Annotated in this window: 5 protein-coding genes and 1 pseudogene; 4 read left to right on the top strand and 2 right to left on the bottom strand. The window is 74.1% G+C overall.

Annotated elements, in window-relative coordinates; genetic code table 11:
* The first annotated feature begins 877 nt into the window (after positions 1–877).
* The 3 genes from IE330_RS36960 (at position 878) to IE330_RS36950 (ending at position 3,870) form a co-directional block, all read left to right on the top strand.
* On the top strand, positions 878–1,738 hold the full coding sequence (locus IE330_RS36960; RefSeq protein WP_190140565.1) for a glycerophosphodiester phosphodiesterase: 861 nt from the start codon (positions 878–880) through the stop codon (positions 1,736–1,738).
* 53 nt (positions 1,739–1,791) lie between these two features.
* The gene (locus tag IE330_RS36955; RefSeq protein WP_190140564.1) at positions 1,792–2,436 is read left to right on the top strand and encodes an ATP-binding protein; all 645 of its coding nucleotides are present in this window, start codon (positions 1,792–1,794) and stop codon (positions 2,434–2,436) included.
* A 468-nt stretch (positions 2,437–2,904) separates the two neighbouring features.
* Positions 2,905–3,870: a DUF5926 family protein gene (locus IE330_RS36950; RefSeq protein ID WP_190140563.1), complete on the top strand. Its 966-nt coding sequence runs from the start codon at positions 2,905–2,907 to the stop codon at positions 3,868–3,870.
* Between the two features lie 517 nt (positions 3,871–4,387).
* Here IE330_RS36950 and IE330_RS40110 read toward each other — a convergent pair.
* Complete coding sequence (locus IE330_RS40110) at positions 4,388–4,861, bottom strand: hypothetical protein (protein WP_373314822.1); 474 nt, start codon at positions 4,859–4,861, stop codon at positions 4,388–4,390.
* A gap of 381 nt (positions 4,862–5,242) precedes the next feature.
* Entirely contained in the window at positions 5,243–5,953 is a 711-nt protein-coding gene (locus IE330_RS36940; RefSeq protein ID WP_190140566.1) for a bifunctional DNA primase/polymerase, read from the bottom strand.
* A gap of 1,107 nt (positions 5,954–7,060) precedes the next feature.
* Here IE330_RS36940 and IE330_RS36930 point away from each other — a divergent pair.
* Positions 7,061–7,939 (top strand): annotated as a pseudogene (locus IE330_RS36930) (phosphatase); the annotation flags it as partial.

The raw sequence follows: 7,939 nt of genomic DNA, 5'->3' as shown, positions 1-7,939 counted from the left end.
GGGGCTCGGCCGGGGCGGACCCGGGCGCGGCGTCCCGCGGCGTCTGCTCGGGCGCCGGGCCGGAGGCGGCCTCGGACCCGCTCGCGGACGCCTCGGGCCCGGAGGGGGGCGCCGCGGCGGAACCGGACGTCGTCGGGGGAGCCGCAGCCCCTGAGGGCGTCGACGTGGTGGGGGCGGGAGCAGCGGGAGTATCCACCGGCACAGGAGGCGCGGACGGGGCCGGGGGGACCGCAGTGCCCTCGTTCTCGGTGCTCACAGCTTTCTTCTCCTCGGTCCACGCTGTCGTACTCGGTCACGGCCAAAGATCGGCCCGGGGCACAGCTCGGGTACCCGGTCAACCGCTGTCAACCGTTCAGTCGTCCCCAGTCAGCTTTTCCCATGGGCTGTGAGCCCACCATAAGCCGACGCTGTGCGTTCACGACGGGCGAAACCGCCGCAATCGGAAGGCCTCGGGCCGCTCGGGGCCCTTCGGAAGCGTCCGAAGTGTCCCGGTGGGCCTCGGCGGCGCCGCGGGCGCCTCCGAAGGCTCACCCACAGGTTCACAGGCGAGTCACAGAGAGAGCTGAAGACAAGGTGAGAGGAAGCTGAGAAAACCCCGACGCCGCCCTCCTCCGGGTCCCCCGCGCCCCGCCCCGCCACCGCGCCGGACCCGCCCGGCCACCACGCCGGACCCGCCCGCACCCACCACCCGTCCACGGCCCGCCCGCACTCACCGCCCGTCCACGGCCCGCTGGTGCCCACCGCCCACAGCACCCGCGCCCACCCCTTCCGCAGGGCAGGCCCGCCCCTGCCGCAGAACCGGGCCACCCCGCCCCCACATCCCAGCCACACCCCCGCCGACAGGCCCCGACCGCCCGGACGGTGGCACGATGACGCGGTGACCCACGCACGACAGCACCTCATCCAGGTCGTGGCCCACCGAGGAGCATCCGAGGACGCCCCGGAGCACACACTGGCGGCCTACAAGAAGGCGGTCGACGACGGCGCCGACGCCCTCGAATGCGACGTCCGGCTCACCGCGGACGGGCACCTCGTCTGCGTCCACGACCGCCGCGTCAACCGCACCTCGAACGGCCGCGGCGCCGTCTCCGCCCTGGAACTCGCCGACCTCGCCGCGCTCGACTTCGGCTCCTGGAAGAACCGCGAACGGGCCCGTGGTGAGGGCCCGCACGCCGAGGGCCTCGACGCCGAGGCGCCCGACTGGGAGGAGGGGCCGGCCAGCGAGGACACCTCCGTCCTCACCCTGGAGCGCCTCCTGGAGCTCGTGGCCGAAAACCACGCCTCCGGGCGCCCCGTCCAGCTCGCCATCGAGACCAAGCACCCCACCCGCTGGGCAGGCCAGGTCGAGGAGCGCCTGCTGCACCTCCTGAAGCGCTTCGGCCTGGACTCGCCCCCCGCCGAAGGCCCCTCCCCGGTGCGGGTGATGAGCTTCTCGGCGCGCTCCCTGCACCGCGTACGGGCCGCGTCGCCGACGCTGCCGACCGTCTACCTGATGCAGTTCGTCTCGCCGCGCCACCGCGACGGGCGGCTGCCCCAGGGCGTACGCGTCGCGGGACCGAGCATCCGGATCCTCCGCAACCACCCCGGGTACGTCGCCAAACTCAAGCGCGCGGGCCACCAGGTCCACGTGTGGACGGTGAACGAGCCCCGGGACGTCGAACTGTGCGTCCGGCTCGGCGTCGACGCGATCATCACCAATCGCCCCAGGCACGTCCTGTCCCAACTGGGCCGCGCGTAGCGCTGGTTACGGGGAGTGCACCGGCGCGTTCGCTCCGTGTTTGATCGTGTCGAGTGCGTCACCATCCCCGCGGTGGCCGGTTTCCGGTCCAGTCCATTGGGGCATCCACTCCGTGGCGTGGGGCAAAGGAGGTCTCGGGGGTGGCGTTTGTGGTGGCACGGGAAGTGCCCACGTCGTCGAGCATGGCCGTACCCCATGGTCCTGCGGGCGTGGGGGAAGCCAGACACCGGATGCGTGATCAGCTTCGCGTCAGCGGGGTGTCGGAGTCGGTCATCGACGACGCCGTACTGATCCTGTCGGAACTGCTCAGCAACGCCTGTCGGCACGGCAGGCCCTTGGGCAAGGGGCTGAACGACAGCCCACAGGACGGTGACGGCAGTGGCGACGGAGACGTGCGTGCCGCCTGGCGCGTCGACAAGGCGGGGCGTCTGACGGTCGAGGTGACGGACGGCGGCGGCCCGACCCGCCCGGTCCCGGCCACCCCCTCGGTCACCGCCCACGGCGGCCGCGGACTGAACATCATCACCGCGCTCGCCGAGTCATGGGGCGTACGGGACGACACCCGCGGCGAGGTCACCGTGTGGGCCCTCGTGCACTCCGGGCACCGCCACGAGGACTTCGCTACGCGCGTCGCCGCGCCCTCGGCGTCCGCGATAGCCGAGCTGGGCCTCACGGACCCGTTCGACGACGGAGACTGACGGGGCCTTGCCGTGAGCGCCGGAGACGGACCGCACCGGACGGCGACGGACGAGGACAGGCGGCAACGGCCGAGACGGACGACGGGAACCGCCGAGGCCGGACGACAGCCGAGACGGATAACGGGAACGGCCGAGGCCGGACGACAGCCGAGACGGACAACGGGAACGGCCGAGGCCGGACGACAGCCGAGACGGACAACGGCAGACGCCGGTCGGACCGATGACAGCGGACGACGGCCAAGGACCGATGACGGCGGACGACAGCGGACGACGGCCGAGGAACCACGGGACACCAGCCGGCCACCGCCGCGACGCGCCCCCGCCCCCGCCCCCGCCCCCGCCGTACGACACCCCTCCCCGCCCCCCCGTACGGCGCCACCGCCCGTGCCCGACGCGCCGAGTCGCCCCACCGGTGAGCGGCTAGGCTCGCGCCGTACGCAAGCGAGCCGTAACCGGGAGACACCCACGATGGCGAAGAAGCGCCCGCAGACCAAGGGCAAGCAGCCGCAGCTCAAGGACCACGAGGTCCCGGTGGTCGGCGCCAGGGAACCCTGCCCCTGCGGTTCGGGCCGCCGCTACAAGGCCTGCCACGGGCGGGCCGCCGCGCACGCGGTCACCGAGCTGGTGCAGCGCCCCTTCGAGGGGCTGTCCGGCGAGTGCGACTGGGTGGCGCTGCGCGAGCTGGTGCCCGCCGCGACCGTCGAACTGACCCTGAAGGACGGCCTCCCCGAGGGCGTGCCCTCCGTGACCCTCGCGACCGTGCTGCCGATGGCCTGGCCCGCGCTGCGCCGCGAGGACGGTTCCGTCCTGCTCGGCCTGCAGAACGACACCTCGTCCGGTGACATCAGCCGCGACCTGGCCGACACTCTGCACCGCGCGCTCACCACGGAGCCGGGCCGGCCGGTGACGGCGCGCCGGGCGCCCGCCGACGGGCCGCGCCTGCAGGACGTGCTCGACGACAAGGCCCCCTTCGAGCCGGTCGTGCACTCCGGCTTCGAGTTCTGGGTCCCGGACGCGGAGAACGCCTCGGCCGAGGTGACGGCCTCCCTGGAGCGCGCGAACGCCGCCGCCATCCCGACGGTCAAGCTGTCCGGCGTCGACTCGGCGTACTGGTGCGAGACGCCGGAGAAGAACCACCTGCGCTGGGTCATGCCGCACGCCGAGGAGAAGCTCCTCGACGCCCTGGCGCGGCTGAGCGCCGCCGGTACGTCGAGCCTCGGCGAGGGCACGCGCCTGGTGGGCTCCTTCCGCGCGCACGGGCTGACCGTGCCGGTGTGGGACCTGCCGAGCGGCGTGGGCGCGGAGGACGTGGAGAAGCCCGCGGCGGAGTTCGCCGAGCGGCTCGCCACGGCGCTCGCGGTGACGGAGCCGCTGACCCCGGAGGAGCGGCGCGCCCGCGGCGGCCTCACCAACCGCCAGGTGACCTTGAGCTGAGGGGTGCCGCGCGGGGCGCCCGGCACGCCCCGCGCGCGCTGTTTCCGCCACGCGTCTTCCGTGCGCACCCCCCGCGCCGCCCCTTGTCCGTCCCGTGTTCCGGGCTCTCGGAGGTCATCCGACCGCACCCCCGCGCCGGAATCCGAACGGCGGGCGGCGCGGCGTCTGCACAGCGGACGGCGTGCGGCACCGCGGAGAGGGCACGCCATCGAGCGGCGCCCGGGTCGCCGCCCGGTCCGGATCCGGGAGTTGCGGGCAGTGACCAGGTCAGGACCGGGCGGGCGCCGGGCGGCCGTCCGGCTCCGTCCCGCTCCTCCACAGCGCCCCACCGGCCCGTCGGGCCGCTCGCGTGACTCCTGTCACAACTCCCCTTGGGCGCAGGCGAATCCCTGTCCGGATAACTGAGATCGAATTTGCCAAGCGCCGATCTCTTGTTACCGTTCAGGTAGCCCGGTTGCTGGTGCATCCCCCGTCGCCAGCAACCGGGCGTTTCCATGCCCGGGAAGAAGTCGCACGCTCAACTGCCTTGTGGCCCTGAGGAGTTGCTTCCGGAGCGCAGCAGGAGCGCGTCGCCGCTCTCAGTCGCGAACTCCGCGACCGCCGTGTAGTGCGCCGCCGGACCCGCCGTGCGCTCCTTGGGTGTGTCGCACGCCCCCGGCTCGTCGTCCGCGCCCACCACGCAGTGCATCTGCACGGTGCGCCCCTGGGGGCCCATCATGCTCAGGACCGCCGTCAGGTCCTCTCCGGTGGCGTTGCGGTAGTAAGTACGCGCCCAGGTGTCGGCGCCCTGCGACAGGACGCAGGTCTGCGCCTCGACCCCGTCGGGCGAGGAGAGTTCGGGCCCGCAGCGGGCGAGGGTGTCGGGTGCGGCGAGGGCATCGGGTGCGGCCGGGGTGTCCTGCGACCGGGACGGTGACGACGGCGACATGCGCGACGACGACGGCCATGTGCGTGACGACGACGGCGACGTACGTGACGACGACGGCTGCAGCGGTGACGGTGGCGGCTCCTCGGACTCCGAGTCCCGCCGGCGCTGCCCCCCACCCGCCTCCGACCCGGCGCCTCCCGCCCTGCCGCCGCTGTGCGCCCCGTCGTCGCCCGGCCGGGCCCCGGCCTTGGCGTCGCCCGCCCCGCCGTCGTTCCCCGTGGCCTTGTTCTCCGCGTTCTCCGCGTTCTCCGCCCCGGTACGTCCCGGTCCCGCAGGAGTGTCGTCGAGTACGGGGCCCGCCGCCGCCCCGGCGAGCGGCAGCAGCGCGGCGGCGGCCACGCTGCCCAGGAGCACGAGCAGACGGTGGTTGACGGCCGGGCGCGGGTGCATGGGCCGAAGATAACGACCCTGGGGGCCCGCTCCCGCGCCGCGCGCCCGTTTCCCTCAGAACTCGGGCGCGCTCACACCCGTATGAGTGAGCGCGTCGACCACGGCGTCCACGACGGTCTCGACGTCCGGCACCCAGGGGGCCGCGGAGTCGGGGGCGGGGGCGGTGGCGCCCCCCTTGCCCGGGCGGCGGACCGCGGAGCCCGGCAGCGGGGCCCGCTCCCAGCGCGCCTGGCCCTGGCCCGTCTCGGACGGGGGCAGCGGGATGTACCCGCCCTCTCCGTGGAAGCGCAGCGAGCCGGGCACCCGGTCCTTGGCGTACAGGAGCTCGCCCAGCCGCTCCATGGAGTACGGCGCGACGAGCACGAAGCAGCGGGCCGGGGTGGCGACGACGGGGCCGAGACGGACGCCCGCGAGGTCGAGCGCGGCGAGGGCGCGCGCGCCGGCGGCCGCGGGCAGGCTCACGGCGCACGGGGCGCGCCCGCCGGTGGCGAGGAGGATCGGCGCGCCGGGCCGGTTGGTCCACCACCAACGGACCATCCGCTCGTCGGTGGTGGCGGCGAGCAGCCCCGGGTCGAGCGGGTGGGCGCCGGGAACGACGCACTCCGGGTCGGGACAGGCGCACCGCGCCGGGCCGCCGCGCAATCCGGGCCCCTTCGGCCGCGCACCGGCGAGACCGTCACCCTGCGGAGCACCAGAAGCACCGGAAACACCGACAGGACCGGCGGTACCGGAGACACCGGAGCCAGGGGCCGCCGCGCCAGGCATGCCAGGGACCGCCGCACCCGCCGTGCCGGGGTCCGTCGCGCCGGACGCGTCCCGGCCTGCCGGGCCCGCGGCGTCCCCCTCCGTCGTCGAGCCGGGGAAGTACCAGGTCACCACGGTGGAAGCGGGGCGCTTCGCCTCCCTCCGCCGCGCGGCCCGCGACCTGCGCTTCCCGCCGCGCCCGCCCTTCGCGCCCTTCTTGCCCTTGCTGTCCTTCATGCCCTTGTCGCCCACGCCCTCGCTGCCGCGCGCGCCGGCCGGGGAGCCGTCGAGTCCGTCCGCGTCGGCGTGCCCGCCGAACACCGCCCCGGTGCCGAGGGACTGCCTGCTCGGTCCGTCGATGCCGACGCCGGGAAGCACGGGCCAGCGCCATGCCGTCGCGAAGGTCAGGGCCGCACCGATCAGAGGGGGACTCTGCTCAGACTTCCTCCCGATTCGCCAGGACAGGAGCCTGCGTCGCCTTCCGAGGATCTCGCGCATGAGCGCTCGTTCCTTTCCGTTACACGCAGAGGGACACTTCGGGCCACATCACACCATGGGTGGATCTCTATCACTGTGTGTACGAGGTGCGCGTACAAGGTGCAGCAAGGTGCGTACAAGCAGGTGCGTACAAGCTGGCGCGTCACTCCCCAGCCTGGGGCATGGGCATCCCCTGGGGGCCGAGCGTTGGCGTGGCGTGGGGTGGCGGCGCCTGGCGTTTGCCGTCCCGCGTATTACTGGCCCCCGGTGCCACGGGAGGATGGGGCGCGGTCGCCGTGGGTTAAGACGTCCCGGTCCGGCGGCAGGTTCCGGGCGTGGCACAACTGCCCCCGGTCAGCCCCGGGCCACCACTGGAATCCGTACCCAGCACGGCCGCTGTGACGCTCCTTCGAACAATGTCAGTCGACCGCAATATGCCGTTCACTGCAACAGTTTTGAGCCAAGTTCTCAAGATCATTTCTGGATCACGGAATTCCCGCGCGCCTCATCTGACACCAGGAATCCCGGCAGGACAATGCTGGACATCCCCTCACCAGTACGTGTAGATGTGGAGGCATTGCTAGCGGCGCAGCATGACAGGGGGTTTGCGATGCTATTGAGCAATACGCACTGGCCGGAAAGCGGCCAGCCATGAACGCCCCGCACCCGCCGAAAGTGGCCGGAATCGATTCCACTGTTCCCCCACCGGCGCACACTGCCCCGCCCGCCTCTCCCGCCCCGACGGCCTCCGGAGCAACGGCAGCACGGGGAGCACCCGGCGCCCTGATCCAGGACCGCCTCGCCGGGTGGGTCTCCGACCTGACGACGCTGCACGAGCTCACCGAGCGCCTGTCCCGCACCACCACCCTCGACGACGCCCTGCACGAGCTGCTGCGCGCCGGAGCCGCCCTGGCCGGCGCCCGCCGCGGCCTGGTCGTGGTGGAGCCCGCCGACGGGCACGGCCCCGACACCACCGTCGGCCTCGGCTTCGCCCGCGCCGACCTCGGGCACCTGGAGACCGTGCCGCGCGCCGCCACCTCGTACGGCAGGCTCCTGGACGCCGGCGCGGCCACGGCCGGGCCCGGTGCCGCCCGGCCCCGCGCCACCGAGGTCCCCGGGACCGGCGGGCTCGCCCCGCCCGGTGACCTCGCCGAGGTCGTCGAACCGGACCTCTTCGCCGACGACGCCCTCGACCCGCGCCACCGCGAGGTCGCCGCCCGCCTCGGCTACGCCGCGAGCTACGCGCTCCCGCTGACCACCGCGACGGCGGGCGCCCTCGGCGCGGCCGCCTGGCACTACGACGAGCCCGCCGAGCCCACCGCCCGCCAGCGCCACCTGATCGGCCTGTACGTCGGGCAGGCCGCCGAGCACGTGGCCCGCCTCGTCGAACTGACCCGCGCCCGCACCACGGTGGCGACCCTGCGCGAGGAGCTGCTGCCCACGCGCCTGCCGCGGGTCGCGGGCGTGCAGCTCGCCGCCCGCCGCCGCACCCCTGCCCGCGTCGGCGGCGACTGGTACGACGCGCTCGAA

Source organism: Streptomyces longispororuber, assembly GCF_014656095.1.
GTDB classification, from domain to species: Bacteria; Actinomycetota; Actinomycetes; order Streptomycetales; family Streptomycetaceae; genus Streptomyces; species Streptomyces longispororuber.
This window is presented reverse-complemented; position numbering and strand designations above follow the sequence as displayed.